Raw genomic sequence first — 24,039 nt, 5'->3', positions numbered from 1 at the left:
CGAGCTTCCAGAATGCAATTTCACCCCACTGTCCGACGCGAAGTGAGCCCCCCGTCGACAGTGAAAATCGCGCCCGATGTGTATGCGGACTTGTCGGACGCGAGGTATACGAATAGTTCGGCGATTTCGTCGACCGATGCTGCGCGATGAAGCGGATAGTTCGCAAGCAGGTCAGTGAAACGCGACGGATCGCCGTGCACGCGCTGAGCGTGCCCAGCAAGGACTTTCCGGACGCGTTCTGTATCGACTGGACCCGGGTTGACACCGATCACCCGCACATGGTCGTCGGCCAGGCTGCGGCCCCCCAGCGCACGGGTGAAGGCCATCAACGCGGCATTGCCAGTCGTCCCAGCGATGTAGTTGAAATCGAAGTTCTCGCCGCCGCTGCCGATATTGTTCAGGATCACGCCGCCGCCGCGCGCCTTCATCGACAAATACATTGCGCGGGTAAGGTTGATGTAACCGAACACTTTCAGCTCCCACCCGGCGCGCCATCGCGCTTCATCGACGTCCCACAGATTTCCGCCCGGAATGTTGCCCGCGTTGTTGACCAGCGCGTCGGCGTCCGCGCCGAACGCGGCGATCTGCGCGATCGCGCCCGGTGCCGTCATATCGATGGACAGCATCTCTGTCCGCACACTGAATTCGGTCGTTGCACGCTCCGCGATCGCCGCCAGTTTGTCCGCGGAGCGTGCCACGAGGAGAAGATCGCAGCCTTCCCGGGCGAATGACAACGCGAGTCCCTCCCCGATGCCTTGCGACGCGCCGGTAATCAACACTTTCCTGCCTCTCAGGCCCAAATCCATCTGTTTTCCTTCGTCGAATTACCAATCGGCTCAGAGTCGTGTTCGTGGGACGGGGTCCGCAGAACGCGCCACAAATTAAACCCTGCTATCTGTGACGAATGCGTGTAACGTTGGTGCGTTTGCATCCTGTGGTGGACCAAAGACTCACGTGTGATAAGACAGGTGAAAACACGCTATCCGCCTCTAGGTGCCCCTTGTCGTACTTTGCTTCCGTCGACCATCTCATCTCGATCCGAGAAATCCGCGCAGAGATGCTTGAGAGCGTTTCTAGACAACAGTACAGGAGCGCATGGAAGTTCGTCTACAGGAGCCAAAGGCAAAGTCCATTGCGTTCGACGCAAAGGTCCACCAGGGGCCTACGCTCAGGCGAGCGCTATGTAATAGTGGTACCTGGTTCAGGTTTTGTTTTGGTGGCTTGAAGCGTACATCCCTACAAACATAAAATCAGGAACGCGCATCACGTAGGTATATGCTGCCTTCTGCCGCCTTCCGATGGAGCAAGCTCCGAGAAAGAATTCGAGCTCCCCTGTTAGCAGGGTTTAGCTCCCACATACCACTTGTGCTTCAAGCGTTCGATATTTCTACTGCCGTATCGCAGGAGGGCCTGATGAAGGACGTATCAAAAGATCATTCGAATATACGAGCTTTTCTTAACGGTAAGCCGTCAACGTTCGATGTCGACCAGCTCGAACTAAAGTCGGCCAGACGTGCCCTTAAGTTGCTGAGAGAGCGCATTACTCCAGAGCAAATGGACGCGTTGCTCGCCGGCGACCTCGAAGCGACGGACCGCCAGTGGCGCGAATGGGCCGCCGCCTCGGATGGTTCCTGGAAGGCCGCCGAAGCCGAATTTCACGTTGCCGGTGTATCGGCGAAGGAGTTCACGGACTGGTGGTCCATAGCGCTCAGCGATCTGCATGGGGTCGTTTACCCGGCGTTCCCCGAGCACTATCGTTTCGGGTGGGTCGAGGATCCGCGCAGAGTCGACGAGCCGTGCTATGTCGTCGTCGAAGAGCTCGGACACGTACCCTTCCGGATGTACTGTTCCTTCGATCCGTCCTGGGCGCCTGTCGAGACAACACCTGGTTTCGACGCAATGATGGTCGGGGTCGGCCGTCTTTCGGACGGCACGGAAGTGGTCCGCTTCATGAATCAGCTTAAGGATACGTCCGAGGGATTTACGATGAAGGTGGCCGTGTATGTCGTCTCCGCAGTGCCGGAACACGTAGTGCAATCCCACGTCGAGCAGGAGATCGTAGAGTGGACACGCTGGCTAGAGATGGTGACGACGTACGTCCGCGGCAGATGAAGGCGGCGGCTTGACCCATACGAAGTAGCGTGGCGTCCGGTGGGTCGCGATCGTTCGAGTGCGCGAGCACCGCATGGGCATGTTCACCGACGCGGCGACTTGCGGCCTTGCGACGGCGTACGTCCCATGCAACGATAGCGCGCCAACTTCCATGACTTCAATGCAGCGCCGTGCGAGGAGTTTGCCGTGTCCCTCCGAACAGAGAGGAAAGCAGAAGCTCTAGCACTACGTCAGTACGTTTGCAATAACTCCCCGTACATCCGAACGAATTCGCTTCACTCTCTCCGCCGCACTGCACACGCGGCGCTCACAGGCTTGCGCGCGAAACGGCTCGACATGAGCCAGTAAAAATTTCCTGAACGTGACTTATCGGAATGCGGAGCGGTGTTCGTCACCTGCTTGGCCCTGTGCCAGCCCATTAGAGCCAAGTGCGTTTCCAGTGTCCACTCCTGAGGAATCGCATGCCGCGCTTCTCGGCACCGGCCGCCTCGTTTCCGACACGCTGCGAGCGGCATCCAATACCACTCGCGCCGACCATCACGCCGAGTCGGCTACCCTCTGCCCCACCTTTGCATCACCAGCAAGGGAGCTTGCCGCTGAGCCACGTAGGCACACGCATCCTCGAGTCCTAGAATCCAACCCATAGATTTGTACTCAGGTGCAACGTTCGGCAACCGAAAGGATTAACGATGGAAGAATTGACCGCAAGCTGGACCCGTCCGGGCAGCGTCGCCGATGTGGACCATGTCGGCATCTGGCTGGCTGACTTCGAAGAGGCACTGCGTGCCGGCGATGCTGCCAACCTCGCCTCGCTTTTCGCCGACGAATGTCATTGGCGGGACCTGCTCGCATTTACCTGGAACATCACGCCACACGAGGGCACCTCGGCAATCGTGGACAGGTTGATTCAGGTCCAGCCCAAAATTCAGGCGCAAAAATTCGCGGTTGCCAAGGGCCGTACCGCTCCGCGAGAGGTCAAGCGTGCTGGCGTCTCGGTGATCGAAGCGATCTTCGAATTCGAGACCGCACTGGGGCGAGGGCACGGAGTCGTTCGGCTGCTTGCCGCTCAACCGGACAAGGCATGGGTGCTCATGACTTCTCTGGAAGAACTGAAGGGTCACGAAGAACCGATCAATGAACGGCGTCCCGGTGGTTCTGCCTACTCGCGCAACTTCGGTGGTGAAAACTGGGCAGATCGACGTGCAAAGGAACAGGCGTTCGCTGACCGCGAGCCGGCGGTGCTGATCATCGGTGCTGGTCAGGCAGGACTCAGCGTCGCGGCACGGTTGAAGCGGATGGGTGTCGATGCCCTGATCGTCGACAAACTGGCGAAGGTTGGGGACGTTTGGCGCGAACGCTATCACTCGCTGGCATTGCACAACCAGGTTGCGCTCAACCACATGGCTTACATGCCCTTTCCCCCGAGCTGGCCGAAATATCTCCCCAAGGACATGCTCGGCAATTGGATGGAGACTTATGCCTGGGCCATGGAGGTCAATGTATGGACAAGTACGACGTTTGTCGAAGGTAGGTACGACGACGACGCTGGCCATTGGAATGCGCGAGTCCGCCGCGCCGATGGGTCCGAGCGCGTGCTGCACCCACGACATGTGGTCTTCGCAAACGGCGTCGTAGGTGCGCCCAAGAGGGCGAAGTGTCCGGGGCTCGAGGACTTCGAAGGCGAAGTCTTGCACACCCATGGTTACACGGAAGGTTCCCGTTGGCGCGGCAAAAATGCACTGATTCTTGGTGCTGGTACCAGCGGCCATGATATCGCGCAAGATCTCTGCGAAAGCGGCGCAAACGTCAAGCTCATTCAGCGCGGCTCGATCACCGTGGCGAGCGTCGATGCCGCTGGCATCAATCACGGGCTCTACTACAACGAGGGCTTGCCACTTGAGGATTGCGATCTGATCGCCGCGTCCGGCACTTACCCATTGCTCGTGCGCGGCTACAAGATGAACGTCAAAAAAATGCAGGAGATCGATAAGAATCTTCTTGCGGGCCTCGAAGCGAAAGGAATGAAGTTGGACTTCGGCGAGGACGGCACCGGTCACCAGATGAAACTGCGCCGGCGCTTCGGGGGCTATTATCTCAATTGCGGTGCTTCGGACCTGATCATCAGCGGCAAGATTGGCCTTCTGCAATACGAGGACTTCGAGCGCTTCGTTGCAGACGGGGCGTTGATGAAGGACGGCCACGTTGAAAAGGCAGATCTTCTCGTCACCGCCACCGGCTATCAGAACCAACAGGAAGTGGTACGGGAAATCCTTGGCGAAGAGATCGCGGGAAAGGTTGGCCCAATCTGGGGTCTCGATGGCGATGGGGAACTGGCGAACATGTTCAAGCCAACAGCCCAGAAGGGTCTGTGGTTTATCGGCGGCGGATTTGCGCATGCGCGGATCTATTCCCACTACATGGCGCTGCAGATTACGGCGCGCGAAGCAGGTTTAATCGCCTGAAAACGCAACACGGAGCGTCGAATGCATGATCTGAGCGGGAAGGTGGCGTTCGTCACAGGAGCAGGTTCCGTTGGCGAAGGTTGGGGCAACGGCAAGGCGACGGCCGTCCTCTTGGCCCGTCAGGGGGCCAAGGTCTACGGCGTGGACATCAGTGCGGAGGCCCTCGCGGGGACCAGCGCGATCATGGAGCAGGAGCGGCACAGTGAATGGACCGCTAGAGCCTGCAACATGATGGTAAGCGCGGATGTTAAGGCAGCGGTCGACGACTGCCTCGCACGGTTTGGCCGCATTGACATCCTCGTCAACAACGTCGGTGGCAGCGCGCCCGGGGATCCAGTCTCCATGACGGAGGAAGTTTGGGACACGCAGTTGGACTTAAACCTCAAGACAACCTTCCTCGGTTGCAAGCACGTGCTGCCCGTCATGGAGCGGCAATTCGAGGTCGAAGGGAATGGTGGTGCCGTTGTCAACGTATCCAGCATTGGATACATAAGTTTCCAGGTCGGTGGACGCGTAAACGCCGCATATGCGGCCTCGAAAGCTGGGGTCGTAGCATTCGGTCGCTCCACTGCTATCGCGTACGTCAAGAAGGGCATCCGCGTTAATACCGTCGTCCCCGGACTCATGCACACGCCCCTGGTCGAACATCGACTCGTCAGCCAGTTGGGCGCCTCCGACGCCGCAGCCCTCGTCGCCAAACGGGATGCCAGCGTGCCAATGGGCCGGATGGGAGACGCGTGGGACGTGGCCAACGCTGTGCTTTTCCTTGCCAGCGATGAAGCACGCTACATCACTGCCACGCAACTGGTCGTGGATGGCGGTATGACTGCTGCACGACCCGGCGAGTGAAGCGCAGTCACATAGATCAAACCCATTAGAACGTCGAGCACCTAGTGCTTCCGGAAGTCACCGTATTGCCCGCGAAGCAAAGAAACAGGAGACCCACATGAGCCGTCCCGTTATCATTTCCTGCGCCCTGACGGGCGGAGGCGACACGTCCGGGCTCAGCCCATACGTTCCGGTGACACCAGAACAGATCGCGAACGAGGCGTTAGCCGCCCGTGCCGCCGGCGCCGCGATAGTGCATATCCACGTGCGAGACCCGAAGACCGGAAAGCCCAGCCGCGAGAACGCCCTCTATGCCGAAGTCGTGCGCCGAATCCGCAGCACGGGCAGCGACGTGCTGATCAACCTGACGACAGGCGCCGGCGGCCGCTTTGTCCCTGACGAGGCCGACCCCAATCGAAACGCGATCCAAGGCATGGCCAGCCCGGAGGAACGGATGGCACACGTGCTTGAACTGCGTCCCGACATCTGCAGTCTCGACATCGGGACAATGAATTTCAGTAGCTACGCCTTCCTCAATCTTCCGAACCATGTAGAGCGGATGGCAGCCGCAATTCGTGAAGCGGGCGTGAAGCCGGAACTCGAGGTGTTCGATCTAGGGCACGCAGCCTTCGCTCGGCACCTCTGCGAGAAGGGTCTGTTCGCCGATCCCCCCTGGTTGCAACTCTGCCTCGGTATTCCTTGGGGTGCGCCTGCAAGCACCGAATCGATGCAAGCGTTGCGAAACATGGTCCCCGCCGGTGGGCAGTGGAGCGCATTCGGCATCTCTCGGCACCAGTTCCCGATGGTTGCGCAAGCGGTGCTCCTGGGCGGCCACGTGCGCGTCGGACTGGAGGACAACCTCTATCTGACACGTGGACAGCTCTCTCCTGGCAACGCGCCGATGGTCGAACGAGCCGCGCGCATCATCAGTGAACTCGACGCCGAGGTAGCTACGCCAGCGCAGGCGCGTGAGCTGCTGCACATCGGCTGAGCGGCCTACCTGGAGGAACACGTAACATGACTCGTCTGGAAATGCCGGCTGAAGCGGCTATGTCCCCTGAGCAGTTGGCAGTCTGCGCCGAAACCGTCGCGGGCCGTCGCGGCAAAGTGCCAGCGCCGATGATCGCTTGGCTGCGCCATCCGGAACTCGCGCGCCGAGGGCAGAAGCTGGGCGAATTGCTGCGCTACGAGACTACACTGGAGCCGCACCTCACGGAGCTCGCAATTCTCGTCTGCGGACGCCATTGGACTTCGCACCATGAATGGACTGCGCACAAGGCCATGGGGTTGAAGGCCGGCCTCGATCCAGATGTCATTGCCGCGATCGCCGCGCGTTCCGTCCCCGAACTGAGTGATGACCGTCAACGGGCCGTCTATGACGTCTCGTCCACTCTGCTCTCCACAGGTCGAGTTCCCGATCCCATCTATGCGCGCGGAACCACCGTGCTTGGCGAACAAGGGATGGTGGAACTTGTCGGCGTGCTGGGATACTACTGCCTCGTTTCCTTGACGCTGAATACCTTCGAGCTCGGTTTGCCAGGCAGCATTGCACCTGAGCTGCAGGATCCGGAGTTCAAAGGCGCGTCTGAAGCATGAGCGGCACGTCCCTGCCGCACAACCCAATCCGGCCGGACTGGCTTGCCACGCGCCAGGAAGCGCCGTTGGATCCAGGGCAACTCATCGTCGACGCCCACCATCACCTGTACGATCGGCCAGGAGCAAGGTACTTGCTTGACGACATGCTGGCCGATCTATGCAGCGGTCATAACGTGCGCGCCACGGTCTTCGTGCAAGCGCGCTCGATGCTCCGCGCCGTTGGGCCTGAGCCCATGAAGCCGATTGGTGAAACGGAATTCGCCAACGGCATTGCAGCCATGTGTGCCAGCGGCCGTTACGGTGACGTTCGCGTATGCGACGCGATCGTCGGCTTTGCGAACTTGCGGATCGGCGATGCCGTGCGGCCCGTGCTTGACGCTCACATCGCCGCCGCGGGTGGCCCTGCCGCCTTAGGGGGCCGCTTTCGCGGCATTCGGCACATTGCGGCCTGGGATCCCGATCCGGCATTATTAAATCCGGCGTATCCGACAACTGAGGATATGCTGGACACGCCGGAGTTTCGCGAGGGGTTCGCTCACCTATCCTCTCTCAGCCTCAGCTTCGACGCCTGGCTTTTTTTTCACCAGATACCGCGACTGACCGCGCTGGCGCGCGCATTTCCTCAGACACCGATCGTACTCAACCATTGCGGCGGCATTCTCGGAGCCGGACGCTATGCCGGACGCAGCGAGGAAGTGTTTGCCCAGTGGTCGGCATCGCTGCGCGAGCTAGCCACCTGTCCGAACGTCATGGTGAAGCTTGGCGGATTGGGTATGCGGATCTCAGGCTTTGCTTTCGACACATCGGAGCGTGCGCCTTCCTCCATCCAGTTGGCCGACGCCTGGCGGCGCTGGATTGTGTTCTGCATCGAAGCGTTCGGACCCGCACGCTGCATGTTCGAAAGCAACTTTCCTGCAGACAAGGTCAGCTACGATTACTGCGTCGGCTGGAACGCGATGAAGCGAATCGTGACAGGCGCGAGCACAGAGGAAAAGGCCGATCTCTTCTGGCGCAGCGCCTCACGGTTCTACCGCCTGCCCTCCCACGATACGCACAACTAGAAGACGCCTTTTCGTCCTCAAGGCGAAACACCCACGAAGTGCGACCTCAGCCACTCGGCCTCACCAATGGTCACATGATCCGATGTCGTGCAAACGGTTCCTCGGTCTATGCGTACATGGCCCGAAAGCCGATCGTCGTCATCTGAACGATCGCGTTTCGGTGCCTCCATCTTCTCGTTTCAACCCTTGAAACAACCGACACTGGTCACTCGATTCCAATACCGGTTCGAAATCGTCGCGACATCCATTGAAACGTCAGCTTATCGGATTAAGCGAAGGTGATTGCCGTCGCAGATGGTTTTAACCGATGCCGAGAGCGCCTACAGTTGACTCAGGAAGTGTAGTGATTTCGGGTCCATGGTTCGCGTCGAGAGTGGACGATGGACTGTAAAATTGGAGGTGCGTGATGTCTAAGGTCGAGCGATCACTCCGCGCGGTCATTGAAAAGTGGCTTGGTGCGGAACAGGAATCCGAAATCGAGACTGTTCGTTCGGGTCATCTTGCCAACGGCCGGACACGATACGTTTCCATCGTCGCCAACCGACGTTCTGGAACGCTGACCTTATTCTTCTTTCGTCATGGCGACGGATCGTGGAACGTCTTCCCACCTTCCGCACCCCATGCCACCATGGGCGGCCGTTGGCTACGAAGCCCTGTTCATCACCTCTCGTTGTGAGGCGCGCCGATCGATTTCTGCAAAGCAGGCCGCAGCCGCTTAGCCATAGCAGCAGTGGTTCGCCCCCAGCTTGAGCCTTTCAAAAGAGCACCACGCACACGTTCTGTATGTTTAAGTGCATCCGGCGCGCTGTTGATCACACGAACCAGACAAGCCAGCGCGAGTCCCGGGAAAGCACGATCAGTTGACGACCCGGAGACGGCCGCCCTGGCTTCAGCGAAACTCGTCAATCGCTTTCCCCGCGCGAGAGTCAATCGAGCGCATTGCAATACTAGCTATGTCGCGTACCCGGCACGTTGCAGCCCGACGACGGAGTGTCCGTTCCGTCCTTGGGCGCCTGTCCATCAAATCGGCGCTGCGGAGATGTATTGTCCGAGTATGGATGGCGCGCCTGGCATCCAGAGACACGCTAATCCACCGCCTTCATCATGTCCTCCACAACCTTCTTCGCGTCGCCGAAGACCATCATTGTCTTGTCCATGTAGAACAAGTCATTGTCGAGACCCGCATAGCCAGCTGCCATCGACCGCTTGTTCACGATGACTGTGCGTGCTTTGTAGGCTTCGAGAATCGGCATGCCTGCAATCGGTGATTGCGGATCGGTCTTCGCCGCAGGGTTTACCACGTCGTTGGCCCCGAGGACAAGCACCACATCCGTCTGACCGAACTCGCCGTTGATGTCCTCCATCTCATGCACGAGTTCGTACGACACTTCGGCTTCCGCGAGCAGCACGTTCATGTGCCCCGGCATCCGCCCGGCGACCGGATGAATCGCGTAACGCACGTCGATTCCTTTTTCGACCAGCTTGTCGGTCAGTTCCTTCAGCGCGTGCTGCGCTCGAGCCACGGCAAGACCATAGCCCGGCACGATCACCACGCTCTCCGCATTGCCAAGCATGAAGGCAGCATCATCAGCTGACCCCGACTTTACCGGACGCTGCTCCGTCGCACCGCCTGCCGCAGTCGCCCCGCCTTCGTTGCCGAATCCGCCTAGCAGCACATTGAAGAACGATCGATTCATTGCCTTACACATGATGTATGACAGGATCGCGCCTGACGAACCCACCAGCGAACCCGCGATAATCAGCATTGGGTTGTTCAGCGAGAAGCCGATGCCCGCCGCTGCCCACCCCGAGTACGAGTTGAGCATCGACACGACCACAGGCATATCCGCTCCCCCAATCGGAATGATGATCAGCACCCCAAGCGCCAACGCGATCAGCGTCACGATCACGAACGGTAGCCACGATTGCGTTATCACGAACATGACGCCGAAGCCCAGCATCGCGATGGCGAGCAGCAGATTGATCATGTGCTGGCCCGGATACACAACCGGCGCGCCTTTGAACAGGCGGAACTGGTACTTGCCCGACAGCTTGCCGAACGCGATGACCGACCCGAAGAACGTGATCGCCCCGACGAACGTGCCGATGAACAACTCGACACGGTTGCCGTAAGGAATCGGATCGCCGGGAGCGGCAACGAGGCCAAAGCCCGCGGGCTCCGACACAACCGCATACGCGATGCATACCGCCGCCAGACCGATCAGCGAGTGCATGGCGGCGACGAGTTCGGGCATCTTTGTCATCTCGACTTTTGCCGCGATGTACGCGCCTGCCGCACCGCCGATGATCAGCGCCGCAAACAGCAGTCCGAGGCCGAAGCCAAGGTTGGACCCGAGATATGATGCTTGCTTCAAGATCAGCGCGAGCGTCGTCAAGATGGCGGTCGCCATGCCGGCCATCCCGAAGGTGTTGCCGAGGCGTGCTGTCTTTGGATTCGACAGGCCCTTAAGCGCCTGAATGAAGCACACTGAGGCGATGAGATAAAAAATAGTGACGACGTTCATACTCATTTACGTGCCCTCCCTGCTCACGAGCCTTTTAGGCTCTTTCTTCTTGAACATTTCAAGCATCCGCCGCGTCACCAGAAACCCGCCAAACACATTCACCGCCGCGAGTAATACCGCCAAGGTGCCAAAAAACTTGCCCGTCCCACCGATCGTAAGCCCCGTCGCGAGCATCGCGCCGACGATCACGATCGCCGAAATCGCGTTGGTCACGGCCATGAGCGGTGTATGCAGCGCGGGCGTGACGTTCCAGACGACGTGATAGCCGACGTAGATCGCCAGCACGAAGATGATCAGATTGATCACAGTGTGATTGATGATGTCCATTTCCATGTCTGTCTCTCTGTCATGCCAATGCAGCACGCGCCACTTGTCCGTCTCGACACTGGAGCGTGGCAGCGACGATATCGTCCGCGAGATCGATGTTGAGCTCGCCTTCCTTCGTGAGGATCAGCTTGAGGAACTCGAGCAGGTTGCGTGCGTAGAGCGAGGAGGCATCGGCGGCGACCATTGAGGCGAGATTGGTATAGCCGACAATATGCACGCCATGCTTCATCACCGTCTTATCCACTTCGGTCAGCGGGCAGTTGCCGCCTTTACGGCCCTCGAATTCGGGACCGCGACCGGCGGCGAGATCAATGATCACGGAGCCCGGCTTCATGTGCCTGACGGTGTCGGCGGAAAGCAGAGTCGGCGCGGGACGCCCAGGGATCAGTGCCGTCGAGATGATGATGTCGGCGAGCTGTGCGCGCTCGTGAACCTGAGCGGTCTGTCGCGCGAGCCAGCTCGGCGGCATCGGGCGCGCGTAGCCACCGACCCCCACTGCCGCGTCCCGTTCTTCATCGCTTTCGAAGGGCACGTCGACAAACTTCGCACCCAATGATTCGAGTTGCTCCTTAACAGCGGGCCGCACATCGGACGCTTCGACTACCGCGCCGAGACGCTTGGCAGTTGCAATCGCCTGAAGGCCTGCGACGCCCGCACCCAAGACCAGCACGCGCGCCGCTTTCACCGTACCGGCGGCGGTCATTAGCATCGGCATGAATCGCTGATATAGATTGCACGCAACCAGTACCGCCTTGTAGCCCGCGATGTTCGCCTGAGACGAAAGCACGTCGAGGCTCTGCGCGCGCGTCGTGCGTGGCGCGGCTTCCAGCGCAAACGCTGTGACACCTGCGCCGGCGAGCCTCGTCGTGTTATCAGAGTCGAAGGGGTCGAGCATGCCGACCAGCACGCTGCCTGACTTCAGCAGCGGCAACTCGGCCTCGCTCGGAGATTGGACCTTGAGAACGATCTCAGCGGCAAAAGCGGTATTCACATCGACGATATCCGCGCCCGCTTCAGCGTAAACACCGTCGATATAGCTTGCCGGCAATCCCGCGCCGCTTTGTACCGTGACCCGGTGACCTTGCGACACGAGCTTCTTGACCGTCTCGGGCGTAGCGGCGACGCGCGCCTCGTTCGCCCGCGTTTCAGCAGGGACTCCAATGAGCATAGTGCATCCATCGTTCGTTTAGTAACCGACAGTGACCGCAACGAATGCCGCTCTCACCACTTATGGGTGCAGCTGCGCTAACGAGAGCAACACCACTGAACTATGAAAAGACAAAGTTGCAATTTCGATCCACGCTTGCCTGGCGTCGGCAACCGGTAGATCGAAGAGACTGAAATGCGGATTTTTTGGCGTGCTTAGGCTCCACGCCTTACTCAAGTTGATGTCGAAACTAGCTGGTCGATACCGATCTGTTCTGGTAGGCGCTCAAAATCCTTACTCAAATGCGGACTTCTCAATAGTGATAGGTCTACGTTGAATCGATTTTTTTCGCTGATCGATTGATCAGTAGTCTTGATCGATAACACCTTAGTGTCCACCAGCATCGTGTGCCTTATTCCATCCGCTCTCCGCTATTCGGTCTTTGCGCAATCCGGAAAGCACCTTGTCTCTCGACCGATCCAGATTGACGCGGTCGCGAGGGGGCGTGTTGCTCTGATGAGCACAATCCGAACGTTGCATCCGGCGATGGCGTGCTCCCAGAATCCGCGCGCCATTCTTAGCGTTGACTTGTCAATCTTCCTTTCGGCACTTCGACGACTAGCGAATGTGACGAGCGCCGCGCAGCTTATCAGCAGGTAAATCGGTCAGACGTCATCTTTGTCCTTCCGATGGTTGGGTGAACGCCGGCATCTATAAGACCCATTACGCAATTTTGCGTATAGGTGATCGTTAGCCGCGCTTTCTATAATAACCTCGTTCTTACTTCGATACGGATACCTTATCATGCAGACAAATACCTTGTTCTCTCACGTTCGTCCAGACGGCACCCCTTATCAAAGCGGCGGCTTGCGGGATTTCTTCGAGTACCGCGATCTCGGGGTTGCAGAAGCAACCAAAGGTCAGGTGGTCGCGCACCTCGTGCGCGCGAAGAACGCACCTGAAGTTGGAACCGGCTGGCACGTTCACGAGGCTGACTTTCAGATTGTCATCATGCTTAAGGGATGGGCAAGATTTATGTACGAAGACAAGGAGACGCTCGTATCCGCCGGCGACTGCGTCCATCAGGCACCAGGCATTCGTCACTATCTCTTCGACTACTCGGAAGATATGGAGTATCTGGAAATTGTGAGCCCCGCAGATTTCAAGAGCGTTGCCGTCAGTGTTCCCTTCGATGTTCCAGAGCCAACGGCATGGGATAGGTGAATCGATAGTATTCCGAGGAGTCTCGCCAACCAGGCAAACGCCCGAATCCTTGATCATCCTGTATCACAGAAATTTCACGCTCCGTGCGACGCGGAGCCCTTGGACGCGAAACTGTTGTCGGCAATTCTCTTCCGGCGATCACTGTTCCTTCAGTAACTGAACATGACCGAAGGTTTTGCGCGTACCGGTAAAGAGCTTGCATAGGTCCGCTTGTTGACGCTTTGGCTCGAAGCTCCTAATCTTGGCGTACAGATTCAAGCGATCACAACATTTCAGGAATTCGATCATTTCAAGCCGCAGAGGATGCGCGGGCCCGAAGACACGTGGTTACTTCGATGCTCGCGCCGAAACGTCAACTTGCCTCGCTGCAAGAATCGACTGCTTAAGCGCGCTGCTTCAACAACAGGTCGAGGGTCATTGTCGTTGACCACCACGCTTGATATCTAGCGCGCAGTTGAGCTGACTACAGGTGCCATCTTGGATTGACGACCGTGCAAAACTCCTTCGAGGCGGCTAGAGAAAGGGCCGCGAACAACGCTAACGCAGAAGACGCAGCCGTATGGCGCTGGTTCTGTGATCTCCTCGACGACGGCCGGGTACGGTGGTGCAAGGCCCCTGCAGGTTGGCTGGTCAGTGTAGACCATCGCCATTTGGCTACCGAATCAAGTTTCTATGAGGCTATTCGGGTCGCGAAAGAACGCGCGTCGGCTGGAAATCGCAGACGGCGAGCGGCCTCGTGACACATACGACTCCGTCGTCACACAGTAGGTCTGGAACTGCAAGGACCCATGACGGCCAAGCTACGCCGCGCGGACAGCGGCAATTTCGCCGCCCGTTGACGCTCTCTTTCAGCGGGCAGCGCACACGATACATTTTTGTCTGTACGCAAAATGTCACCCTCGAGTCGGCGCAGTCGCGAACGCTGCAACTGCCGCTTCCGGTGTCCACCATTAGCGCCCAAGTGACGCGAGCAAAGCCTGCCGCTTGAGTAATGGTTTGACGAAGACCCTACAGGTTTCTCCAACGTGCCCCCAAATCAGGCAGCGCCGCAGTAGAGGGAATTTGCCGCCGGCGCAACACAGCGCGCACGGCTTCCGGCCAGTCCGTTGCGCGAGTACAGGTGAAATCGCCGTAAATTGTATCGAGCGGCCGCACCCGGCCCACGCGGCAATCTGAGCATCACAGATGGGCTCTCGTACTACTCGCCACTGTGCGTTTTAACTCATCCCCTGTTCGCTGCGGTCTCTGTCGGCCGGCGGCATGATCAACGAGTCAGCTATCAGATTGCCGCTCAAGGTCCTCGACCGTTTACCGGTGACTCGCCATCCAACGCGAATACGTCGGTAAGAGCGAGCCGATCTCGCCCCGGCTTCACCGCAAAAGACACGCGACCTGACCATGCAAAGTGCCTTAACGACACCGTGGGCGCGCCTAGATCGATATGCCGGCTCGACGCGACCGGCCTTTACCCTCGACCCCCACGGGAGATATCAATGTGTAATGCGGCAGCCCCGTAATAATCGCGAGCATGCTGACAACTGCGATCAAAACCGTATAACTCACAAAGAGCCAAAGTGCACCCCCCTGTGCAGCGATCAGCAGCGTCGCGACGATTGGCAGCGGACCCGCAAAGATGGCTCCCGAGGCTTGATAAGCCACGGACAGTCCCGAGTAACGAACAGAGGTTGGAAACATTTCAGCGAAGAGCGAGGCTTGTGACGCGAAGGTCGCCGAGTGACCGATCCCCAGCAGGGCGGCATACCCAACCATGATCCACGGCAACTCCTTCGTCTGAAGGATAAGAAAGAACGGAAACGCGAAAAGGCCTAAAAACACCAGGCCGCCAATGAACACCTTTCGGCGTCCCACGCGGTCCGCCATCAAGCCAAAAAGAGGCAGTGTGCAGACCTCTAGAGCCGCGCCCGCGCAGACGGCGCCGAGCATCCCCGTCTGGCTGATACCCAGAGTTTTCACCGCATACGAAACCATGAAAACTGCGCACATCCAGAAGAACGTGTTCGGAGCCGCTTGCGCTAACAGCACCGCAACCAGTTGCCGTGGGTAGTGCCGAATCAATGCCACAAGCGGCTGTCGCTCGGTTGTACCCTCCGCTTTTGCCTTGACGAAGTCCGGTGACTCAGCCATCCGTCCGCGAATCAAGATTCCAACGACGAGCATGATCGCACTGACCAGGAAGGGAACCCGCCATCCCCACGACATAAGTGCCGTCTGGTCCATCTTGGTTATAAGGAAGAAAGTGCCATTGCCGAGCAGAAGGCCCAACATCGCCCCTACCTGAGGCGCGCTCCCGTAGAGGCCTCGCTTCGACTCTTCAGCGTGCTCAACAACGGTAACCACCGCGCCTCCGTACTCCGCGCCTGCCGAAAGTCCTTGGACGATGCGCAGCAAAACCAGCAGGATTGCCCCAATAGGACCCGCGGACTCGTAAGTTGGCAGCAACCCGATCATCACGGTAGCCGCGCCCATCAAGACCAGGCTCCACAAAAGCGTGGTCTTGCGCCCGATTCTGTCGCCCAGGTGCCCGGCGACCATGCCGCCGATCGGTCGCGCCAGCCACGCCGTAGCGAACGTCATAAAGCCAAGGATGGTTCCTGTTGTCGAGTCGAACGTCGGGAAGAAGAGCTTGTTCAGGAAAAGGGCTGATATAACGCCAAAAATGAAAAAGTCATACCACTCTATGGTTGCCCCGGCCAGTGTCGAAGCAACCACAAACCGCCTCTGGCGCGCACCAGATTCTGAAATATGCGTAGCCATCCCATCGTCTCCTTGCTGAACTGCCCACAGAATTGCGAAATCTGATTTTCGAGTGCACCGCAACTGTCGAACAAAAGCCACTTTAGACCGTGGCGTCGCCAAAGGTCCGTACGGAATGTGCGAGCGTCTGCCACGCGGTCATTGCACATCAGCCCGCCTCTCATGGCCCTGTTCGTCGCGACGCCGCCAGCATGAACGCTGGGATGCCACCGCACAGGCCGAGAACAAGTTACGTCACTGGCGAACTAGTCGAGCGGGCTCGGGACATACACGAGCCGTCGTGTGCGGCGGAAGATTTATCCTGACCAAAACAGGTGGGAGCTCCCAGACGACTGACGGCGCACCGGTCTCTCCTGTGACTTGCGAGTAACTTCGACTGCCAAACTCCTGGTCTTTTTACGAAACACTACTTCTTGATGAAGGCAGCGCGTGTTCCGCCGTCGACAGGAAGAACGGTACCAGTCACAAATTTCGCCGCATCGCTCAGGAAGAACATGATCACGTCCACAACATCGTCGGGTTGGGCAATCCGACCGAGCGGCGAGTCGCCAGATAGTCGATATCCCGAACCTTCGCGTTGATTCTGTACCGACTCAATCATCGGTGTAGCAACTGTGCCGGGAGCGACAGCATTGACAAGCACCCCCGTTGGAGCGAGTTCCGCAGCAAATACGCCCGTAAGCACGTGGACTGCCGCCTTAGTAGCACCATAGAAGCCCGTGCCAACCTTCGGCCTGATGCCCCCAATGGATCCGACAACGACTACCCGCGCGGGATCGGCGACGCTCGAATCCTTTCGCAGCAAGGGTAGCGCTTCTCGCACGCAGAGCCACGGTCCTTTCATGTTGACGTCGATCATCACGTTTACCTGCTCTAACGTGTGGTCCTCCAAAGAACCTGTTCTGATGACTCCGGCAGAACATATGAGCGCATCGACCTTCTCTGTGCTCTGACTGATCTCCTCGAACGCGGCTTTAACGCTCTCAGCGTTTCCAACGTCACACTGTCGAAAGCGATAGCGGGCTGCGCCCTCCGGCTGGTCTGCGAACTGTGCCGGCTTGCCTTCCGACAGGTCGAGTACCCAAACGGTCCAGCCATCTGCGACGAGTCTTTCGACTGAGCACTGACCGATGCCTGATGCTCCCCCGGTTACTACTGCTGTCTTTGACATGGACCCGACCTCTCCTGGAAACGAAAACACTTTAAGGCAGGTGTGAGCCGAAACTCAGAACCAGCCCTCTTTAGCCAAGTATAGCCCCCACCTTGATGTCTATTTTTGCGCAAAACGGCAAGGATCTTGCACCTTTCCAGTGCCTTCGAACTGCTACTATCCGATACGTGGAATACGTTGAATATCGGCGCCCGGAGGATGATCTTCGGCATCTTCCGCTTCCCACGCGGGAGCGAACCCGCTTCATGCTTCATGCACCGATAGATCACTCACGCATGAGTTGCGCATTTCGACTCTATCGTCTTGTTCCGCAGCCCTTGTGGCGGCAGGCAGGGCGTTGAGTATTAACGCTAATTGCTTTTCTTGTAAAAAACGAAAACCACGGAGACTGACATGTCGGACGATTCCATTCGGGCTGCCATTAAGGCACATCTTGGTGTCAACCTGGAATGGCTCGCGAAAACGCGAGAAGACATTGTCGACGCCGACTTGAAAATCGTCGATCCACATCATCACGTCTGGGACATGCCGGGCAACCGATACCTTTTCGACGAGGCTCTCGCGGATTTCCAGTCGGGGCACAACGTAGTCGCCACGGTCCACGTTCAGTGTCATTCAATGTACCGCGCTGAAGGTCCACAGGAAATGCGGCCCGTCGGCGAAACGGAATTCGTCAACGGCGTCGCCGCGCAAAGCGCCAGCGGAGAATATGGATCAACCAGGGTCTGCGCTGGGATCATCGGAACCACCGATCTCATGCTGGGTAATCGGATCCAGCCCGTACTCGAGGCCCATCTCCAGGCAGGTGGCGGCCGCTTCCGAGGAATCAGGCCGACTACTGCATGGCACGAAAGCTCCGAGGTGCGAGCGCTGAATATTCCGCCGAATATTTTGATGCACGAGCAAGCCCGAGCTGCGATCAAATGCGTTGACGACCTTCAACTGTCGCTTGATCTATGGGTCTTCTTTACTCAACTTGACGAGGTACTCGACGTTTGCCGCGCGTTCCCACAGTTGAAAGTGGTGATCAACCACGTGGGCGGGCCGGTCGGGATCGGCCCGTACGTGGATCAACGCGAGGCCGTATTCAAGGAGTGGCGAACCAGAATCGAGGCACTGGCCCGTTGTCCCAACACTGTCATCAAGCTCGGCGGCCTTGCAATGAGGTACGGCGGATTCAATTTCAATAAGCTCCCCGCGCCACCGTCGTCCGACCTTCTCGTCGAAAAATGGAGCCCGTATATTGATGTTTGCATCACCAGCTTCGGCCCCCAACGATGCATGTTCGAGAGCAACTTTCCCGTCGATCGCGGGATGTGCAACTATCACGTGCTATGGAACGCCTTTAAGAAGATGACGCGTCCCTACTCCGCCGAGGAGCGAGAATTCATGTTCAGCAAGACGGCGGCCGAGACGTACAAGCTAACCATTTAATCGCGAGCAGGGTCGCGCGGTGCTCGTGTAATCCCTTAGGCTTCGCGACCGATACGATCCAGATATCGCTGCTGCATCTTGCCTGATTTCATCTATTGGAAAGAAGCAAAGCGACAACTTATTGGACGCTGCGAGGGTTATTACAGCGCTTGAGAGTTATTTCGACGGTTGAGCGGTGTGGCGCAGTTTGCGCCACGATGCTTCGCCCCCTAAGGCCACTACGTCACACGCCTGCTCAACACGCTAGTCCACTCTTTAGCAATGGCAACTTCAGTCACGTCAGCCTCGAAATCGCGCCCATCCGCAGGTTTTGCGCATCTATTGCGGGGGCTGTCGAACATGCGGGCTATCGTGGCTATCCACACGAGACGACAAGGTGCATCCGTCAAATTGAAACCAGAAGCACCGTAACATGTGGCAGCTCTACCATGAGGTCGCCGCAAGTATAAAAAGCACCCCCTACTCCAGTAGACTGACGAGTTCCGGGACCGTGCTAAATAGATCGCCAACAACACCGTAATCGGCCACACTAAAAATAGGCGCCTCCGGATCCTTGTTGACGGCAACAATCACCTTCGAGTCCTTCATCCCCGCCAAGTGTTGGATGGCACCAGAAATACCGACTGCCACGTACAACCGCGGCGCGACGATCTTGCCTGTCTGTCCGACCTGATAGTCATTCGGTACAAAGCCTGCGTCGACCGCCGCCCGTGATGCGCCCAGCGCGCCGCCCAACTTGTCGGCCAAGGGCTCTAACACCTTCCTGTAGTTCTCCCCACTTCCCAGTCCACGGCCGCCTGACACGATGACATTTGCGCTGGTAAGCTCCGGCCGATCGAGCTTTGTTACCTCGCGGCTGATGAACTGCGATATCTCCGCATCCGGTGCAACCTCTATCCTGTCGATCGTCGCGCCGCCCCCTTCGGTTGCCGCTGCATCGAAGCCGGTCGATCGCACCGTGATCACCTTGATTACGTCGGTCGACTGTACCGTCGCAATCGCATTGCCGGCATAGACCGGCCGTGTGAAAGTGTCCAGACTGTCCACTGCTGTGATGTCGCTGATCTGCGCGACATCAAGCTTCGCTGCAATACGCGGCGCAACGTTCTTTCCGTAGGCCGTTGCCGGTAAGAGAATATGTGAATAGCCCTTCGCTACATTCAGGACGGTTGCCTCGACATTTTCAGCAAGTCCTTCAGCGAGGTGAGGCGCATCGGCCAGCATTACCTTCGAAACGCCGGCGATCTTCGTGGCTGCCTCGGCTGCACCTTGCGCGTTGTGCCCGGCCACCAACAGATGAATTTCGCTGCCTGTGAAAATGGATATAGCCGCGGCCGCCGTCACTGTGTTCAACGTCGCACCCTTGATCGTCGCGTTGTCGTGTTCAGCCAGTACCAAGATTGTCATTTTACTTGCTCCTCTTACAGCACTTTCGCTTCATTTTTCAGCTTCTCGACCAGCGTCTTTACGTCGGGCACGATCAAACCAGCCAGACGCTTCGGTGGTTCCTCCACTTTGAGTGTCTTGAGCCGCGGCGTCACAACGACGCCCAGGTCTTCCGGCCTCACGGTTTCCAGTGGTTTCTTCTTCGCTTTCATGATGTTCGGCAGCGTCACATAGCGCGGTTCATTCAGACGCAAATCAGTCGTCACCACCGCCGGGAGTGTCAGCGAAAGCGTCTCCGCACCGCCATCGACCTCACGCGAAACAATTGCCCTTCCCCCAGAAACGGTGACCTTAGAAGCAAACGTTGCCTGCGGCACCCCGGCCAAAGCTGCCAGCATCTGGCCAGTCTGATTAGAGTCATCGTCAATCGCCTGCTTGCCGAGAACGATCAATTGTGGCTGCTCCTTATCGACCACGGCCTTGAGCAACTTTGCAACGGCGAGCGGCTGAAGCTCCTCGCTGGATTCGATCAGGATCGCGCGGTCCGCTCCCATAGCAAGTGCAGTACGCAACGTTTCCTGGCATTGGACAACACCTGCCGAGACCACGATGACCTCGGTTGCCACGCCGGATTCCTTCATACGTACTGCCTCTTCTACGGCGATTTCGTCGAAGGGGTTCATAGACATCTTGACGTTAGCAAGGTCAACACCCGTGCCATCCGATTTCACGCGTACCTTGACGTTGTAGTCAATCACCCTTTTTACTGCCACGAGCACTCTCATATTTCCTCACAAACTTTCACTCGATTGACCCGCAACCATCCCGGACGCTGCGTCAGGTTGGGAAACGACAATGAGCTTCCTTGCGAATGCCGCCGCTGATCAGTACGATTTCGGCAGCCCAAGCACCTTCTCGGCGATAAAGCACATGATCATTTGCGGACTAACGGGAGCAAGGCGGGGAATCATGCACTCCCTCAAATATCGCTCAACGTGATATTCCTTCGCGTACCCCATTCCACCCAACGTGGCGATCGCCGTCTGACAAGATTGGAATGCGGCCTCGGCGGCGAGATATTTGGCGCTATTAGCTTCGGCACCGCACGATTTACCCGCGTCGTAAAGTGTTGCGGCTTTCATCACCATCAGGTTTGCGGCCTCAAGTTGCATCCACGCCTGCGCGAGTGGGTGCTGGATTGCCTGGTTCTGCCCGATCGGACGCCCAAACACTACACGCTCCTTTGCATACTGCGTGGCCCGTCGAAGAGCCGCTTGTCCGAGGCCGATGGCTTCTGCTGCGATAAGAATGCGTTCAGGATTGAGCCCGTGCAACAGGTACTTGAATCCTTGTCCTTCTTCACCAATCAAATCGGAGACTGGTACACGCAAACCGTCGATGAACAACATATTTGAATCAACGGCCTTGCGGCCCATCTTTTCAATCTCACGTACTTCGATGTGGTCACGATCGAGATCGGTGTAAAAAAGACTTAGCCCATCCGTTGGCTTGGCCGCCTGCTCCAGTGGCGTGGTACGCGCAATGATGAGCATCTTGTTTGCAACCTGCGCCGTCGAAATCCAGATCTTTCTTCCGGTAATGACGTAGAAGTCGCCATCGCGCACAGCCTGGGTCTTCAGATGCGTGGTATCGAGCCCGGCGTCAGGCTCGGTTACAGCGAAACACGCCTTATCTTTACCTTCGATGAGCGGTGGGAGAAACCGCTTCTTTTGGTCGTCAGTTCCAAACACTTGAACCGGGTTAAGACCGAATATGTTCATGTGGACGGCTGAGGCACCCGAGAGGCCTGCTCCTGAGGCACTAATCGTCCTCATCATCAACGCAGCCTCGGTCATTCCCAATCCTGAGCCTCCATACTCAGGGTCCATAGCAATCCCGAGCCAGCCGTTGTCCGCCAACGTGCGGTGAAAGTCGTGCGGAAAGCCACCGTGACGATCACGCTCCAGCCAATACTCGTCGTCAAACTTCTCGCAGACCTTTTCGATCGACGCCTGTATGGACAATTGATCTTCATTGAGGTCGAAATTCATTTCAAATGCACTCCTTGAGGTGGCTAGATCGGCTTACACTAGCGAACGGGGACAATGCCCGTATCACTCCAGCATGTCCGACACCCAAGCTTTGTTAGCCTGTTCAGTGGTCTTGTCAGATGATGGCTTCACGAGGGAATCGCGAGTGTCCGCTCACCGGCAAGCAGTCTCTCTGCGAGCCGCAAATGCGGCCGGTCAATCATCTTTCCGTCCATTGTTGCTACGCCGCCCCCTTTGTCGAACGCTTCGATGATCCGGCGCGCCCAATCGAGTTCTTCGTCGGAGGGTGTGAAGACGTCATTGATTGGATTGACTTGAGAGGGGTGGATCGCGGCCTTCGCCGAAAATCCGTCCTCTTTTGCCTCTCGTGCCTCACGTTCGATCAGGTCCATATCGACGATCTCGGCTGAGATTGCGTCGATGCCTGGCACGCCTGCGTTGGCCGAGGCGATGAGGCATAGTGCCCGCGCATGTGAAAACGCACCTACCCAGCGTCCATCTGCCTTTCTGCGGGTTGCACCAATATCGGCGGCGAGGTCCTCTGCCCCCCACATCAGACCTGCGAGGCGTGGTGAGGCATTCTTGTAGGAATCAAGCGTGAAAAGCGACGATGCAGTCTCAGTGACGATAGGGACGATCTTTACCGGCGATCCCCTATGGGCGTATGCGACCTCGAACGCATCAAGGTAATTTCCGAGTCGGCGCACGTCATCCCCGCTGGTTGACTTGGGCAAGACGATTCCATCGGGCTGGTGCCGCATCGCGGTAGCGAGATCGGCGAGTGTCGCGTCAGTTGAAAGGTCATTGACACGAATGTACACAACCTTTTCGATCTCGCATCGACGCTGAGAAAGAAAGCTATCCAGGCACGCTCGTGCTTCAGCCTTCTTACTTAACGCTACTGAATCTTCCAGATCGAAAATCAAGGCATCGGATTGACTTACGAGCGACTTTTCCAGTTTCCGCGAACTGTCTGCCGGCACGAACAAGAATGAACGAATCATGCTTCACTCCGTCGCATCAACGCCGTGCGGATGCATCGACAAACCATCTCACCGGTCTGTTTTGTGGCGACATGCTCGAACTCAACCAGTCCGGCATTTGGACGCGATTTGCTTTCCCGCAGACTAAGCACGGTTGTACGTGCCCGGATCGTGTCGCCGTGAAATACCGGATGTGGGAACGTTGCCTCGCGCAGCCCCAAGTTTCCAATCGTCGTTCCCATCGTGGTGTCATTGACCGTTATGCCGATGAGTAGCCCCAGAGTGAAGAGGCTGTTCACAAGAGGTTTGCCGAATTCGGTCTTCGCTGCGAACTCCGCATCAATGTGTAGCGGCTGGACGTTAAGCGTCAGGCAGCTGAAAAGAACATTGTCCATCTCCGTGACTGTTCGAGACCACGCATGCTCAAAAGCTCTTCCGATCTCGAAGTCCTCGAAGTACAAACCCGCCATTACGATATCTCCTCAAATGAATTGGTCTGCTTCCCATCCTCCAAAGGCGAGAGCGGATCGCGAGAATCTGACATTTCACGTTCATCATGCTGGTCTGTGCCCCTCTCAAACCTCCCGGTTCAAGTTACGTGTTGGGCTTGCTTTGATCAACACGCACAAGAGCAAAGGTGCTTGCCGAACTACGTAAAGCACAAGGAGTGAAGAAAACGTGTGGAACAGAGCGTTCACTAATGTGATTCTCGTTTTCCCCCTTGCCTTCGCAGAACGCCTCACCGTCACGCTACCGGACTTTTCAGGCAACTTTACCAACCTTACAACTCGCAGCTATTGCCATCAGTGAAGCAGAGCGCAAGGTCCTTGCCGTCTTCTGCAAAGGCGCAGGCGTGGTCGGTCGATATACTCGGAATCACTGCGTTATTGCCATTCAGGCGAAGCACCGAATGAGGTCGATCTGGCAACGGCACGGAGGCCTCACGCTATCAACCGA

Annotated in this window: 20 protein-coding genes; 9 read left to right on the top strand and 11 right to left on the bottom strand. The window is 57.7% G+C overall.

Annotated features, from left to right (window positions below; translation table 11 throughout):
• Nucleotides 1-20: 20 nt before the first annotated feature.
• On the bottom strand, nt 21-806 hold the full coding sequence (locus tag ACQKRQ_RS27050) for an SDR family oxidoreductase (RefSeq protein ID WP_427480672.1): 786 nt from the start codon (nt 804-806) through the stop codon (nt 21-23).
• A 607-nt stretch (nt 807-1,413) separates the two neighbouring features.
• Here ACQKRQ_RS27050 and ACQKRQ_RS27045 point away from each other — a divergent pair.
• The 7 genes from ACQKRQ_RS27045 to ACQKRQ_RS27015 all read left to right on the top strand — a co-directional run bounded on the left by ACQKRQ_RS27045 (nt 1,414) and on the right by ACQKRQ_RS27015 (nt 8,735).
• Nucleotides 1,414-2,112: a hypothetical protein gene (locus ACQKRQ_RS27045; RefSeq protein WP_427480671.1), complete on the top strand. Its 699-nt coding sequence runs from the start codon at nt 1,414-1,416 to the stop codon at nt 2,110-2,112.
• A gap of 689 nt (nt 2,113-2,801) precedes the next feature.
• The gene (locus tag ACQKRQ_RS27040; RefSeq protein ID WP_427480669.1) at nt 2,802-4,574 is read left to right on the top strand and encodes an NAD(P)-binding domain-containing protein; all 1,773 of its coding nucleotides are present in this window, start codon (nt 2,802-2,804) and stop codon (nt 4,572-4,574) included.
• A 21-nt stretch (nt 4,575-4,595) separates the two neighbouring features.
• Nucleotides 4,596-5,423, top strand: a complete 828-nt coding sequence (locus ACQKRQ_RS27035) for an SDR family NAD(P)-dependent oxidoreductase (protein WP_427480667.1) — start codon at nt 4,596-4,598, stop codon at nt 5,421-5,423.
• Nucleotides 5,424-5,520: 97 nt separating this feature from the next.
• Nucleotides 5,521-6,393 carry a 3-keto-5-aminohexanoate cleavage protein gene (locus ACQKRQ_RS27030; protein ID WP_427480666.1) on the top strand — a complete coding sequence of 291 codons (873 nt, stop codon included), beginning with the start codon at nt 5,521-5,523 and terminating at the stop codon, nt 6,391-6,393.
• A 26-nt stretch (nt 6,394-6,419) separates the two neighbouring features.
• Entirely contained in the window at nt 6,420-6,998 is a 579-nt protein-coding gene (locus ACQKRQ_RS27025; RefSeq protein ID WP_427480664.1) for a carboxymuconolactone decarboxylase family protein, read from the top strand.
• Nucleotides 6,995-8,059, top strand: a complete 1,065-nt coding sequence (locus ACQKRQ_RS27020; RefSeq protein ID WP_427480662.1) for an amidohydrolase family protein — start codon at nt 6,995-6,997, stop codon at nt 8,057-8,059. Before ACQKRQ_RS27025 ends, ACQKRQ_RS27020 begins: the two co-directional genes overlap by 4 nt.
• Before the next feature lie 406 nt (nt 8,060-8,465).
• Complete coding sequence (locus ACQKRQ_RS27015) at nt 8,466-8,735, top strand: hypothetical protein (RefSeq protein ID WP_427480660.1); 270 nt, start codon at nt 8,466-8,468, stop codon at nt 8,733-8,735.
• Between the two features lie 409 nt (nt 8,736-9,144).
• Here ACQKRQ_RS27015 and ACQKRQ_RS27010 read toward each other — a convergent pair whose 3' ends face one another.
• The 3 genes from ACQKRQ_RS27010 to ACQKRQ_RS27000 are packed head-to-tail and all read right to left on the bottom strand — an operon-like array spanning nt 9,145 to nt 12,079.
• On the bottom strand, nt 9,145-10,590 hold the full coding sequence (locus tag ACQKRQ_RS27010) for an NAD(P)(+) transhydrogenase (Re/Si-specific) subunit beta (RefSeq protein ID WP_427480658.1): 1,446 nt from the start codon (nt 10,588-10,590) through the stop codon (nt 9,145-9,147).
• Nucleotides 10,591-10,911, bottom strand: coding sequence for an NAD(P) transhydrogenase subunit alpha (locus ACQKRQ_RS27005; RefSeq protein WP_427480904.1), 321 nt, complete (start codon nt 10,909-10,911; stop codon nt 10,591-10,593).
• A 19-nt stretch (nt 10,912-10,930) separates the two neighbouring features.
• Nucleotides 10,931-12,079: a Re/Si-specific NAD(P)(+) transhydrogenase subunit alpha gene (locus ACQKRQ_RS27000; RefSeq protein WP_427480656.1), complete on the bottom strand. Its 1,149-nt coding sequence runs from the start codon at nt 12,077-12,079 to the stop codon at nt 10,931-10,933.
• Nucleotides 12,080-12,862: 783 nt separating this feature from the next.
• Here ACQKRQ_RS27000 and ACQKRQ_RS26995 point away from each other — a divergent pair.
• Entirely contained in the window at nt 12,863-13,282 is a 420-nt protein-coding gene (locus ACQKRQ_RS26995) for a cupin domain-containing protein (RefSeq protein WP_427480654.1), read from the top strand.
• A 1,431-nt stretch (nt 13,283-14,713) separates the two neighbouring features.
• Here the strand turns inward: ACQKRQ_RS26995 and ACQKRQ_RS26990 are convergent.
• Both ACQKRQ_RS26990 and ACQKRQ_RS26985 read right to left on the bottom strand, forming a co-directional pair.
• A complete protein-coding gene (locus ACQKRQ_RS26990; RefSeq protein WP_427480652.1) occupies nt 14,714-16,057 on the bottom strand; it encodes an MFS transporter in 1,344 nt (447 codons plus the stop codon).
• A gap of 406 nt (nt 16,058-16,463) precedes the next feature.
• Complete coding sequence (locus tag ACQKRQ_RS26985; RefSeq protein WP_427480650.1) at nt 16,464-17,228, bottom strand: SDR family NAD(P)-dependent oxidoreductase; 765 nt, start codon at nt 17,226-17,228, stop codon at nt 16,464-16,466.
• Nucleotides 17,229-17,621: 393 nt separating this feature from the next.
• Here ACQKRQ_RS26985 and ACQKRQ_RS26980 point away from each other — a divergent pair, with 393 nt between their 5' ends.
• Nucleotides 17,622-18,662 (top strand): amidohydrolase family protein, encoded by a 1,041-nt coding sequence (locus tag ACQKRQ_RS26980; protein WP_427480648.1) that lies wholly within the window; start codon nt 17,622-17,624, stop codon nt 18,660-18,662.
• Between the two features lie 459 nt (nt 18,663-19,121).
• Here ACQKRQ_RS26980 and ACQKRQ_RS26975 read toward each other — a convergent pair whose 3' ends face one another.
• The 5 genes from ACQKRQ_RS26975 to ACQKRQ_RS26955 form a co-directional block, all read right to left on the bottom strand.
• Nucleotides 19,122-20,069, bottom strand: a complete 948-nt coding sequence (locus ACQKRQ_RS26975) for an electron transfer flavoprotein subunit alpha/FixB family protein (RefSeq protein WP_427480646.1) — start codon at nt 20,067-20,069, stop codon at nt 19,122-19,124.
• 14 nt (nt 20,070-20,083) lie between these two features.
• The gene (locus ACQKRQ_RS26970) at nt 20,084-20,833 is read right to left on the bottom strand and encodes an electron transfer flavoprotein subunit beta/FixA family protein (RefSeq protein ID WP_427480644.1); all 750 of its coding nucleotides are present in this window, start codon (nt 20,831-20,833) and stop codon (nt 20,084-20,086) included.
• A 99-nt stretch (nt 20,834-20,932) separates the two neighbouring features.
• Nucleotides 20,933-22,099, bottom strand: coding sequence for an acyl-CoA dehydrogenase family protein (locus tag ACQKRQ_RS26965; protein ID WP_427480642.1), 1,167 nt, complete (start codon nt 22,097-22,099; stop codon nt 20,933-20,935).
• A gap of 128 nt (nt 22,100-22,227) precedes the next feature.
• Complete coding sequence (locus ACQKRQ_RS26960; protein WP_427480640.1) at nt 22,228-23,103, bottom strand: HpcH/HpaI aldolase/citrate lyase family protein; 876 nt, start codon at nt 23,101-23,103, stop codon at nt 22,228-22,230.
• Nucleotides 23,100-23,552, bottom strand: a complete 453-nt coding sequence (locus ACQKRQ_RS26955) for a MaoC family dehydratase (protein ID WP_427480638.1) — start codon at nt 23,550-23,552, stop codon at nt 23,100-23,102. Before ACQKRQ_RS26955 ends, ACQKRQ_RS26960 begins: the two co-directional genes overlap by 4 nt.
• Between the last annotated feature and the right edge of the window lie 487 nt (nt 23,553-24,039).

The sequence above is a fragment of the Paraburkholderia sp. NPDC080076 genome (assembly GCF_050281145.1).
Lineage (GTDB): Bacteria > Pseudomonadota > Gammaproteobacteria > Burkholderiales > Burkholderiaceae > Paraburkholderia.
The sequence above is the reverse complement of the archived record's forward strand: the minus strand, read 5'-3'. Positions and strand labels throughout refer to the sequence as shown.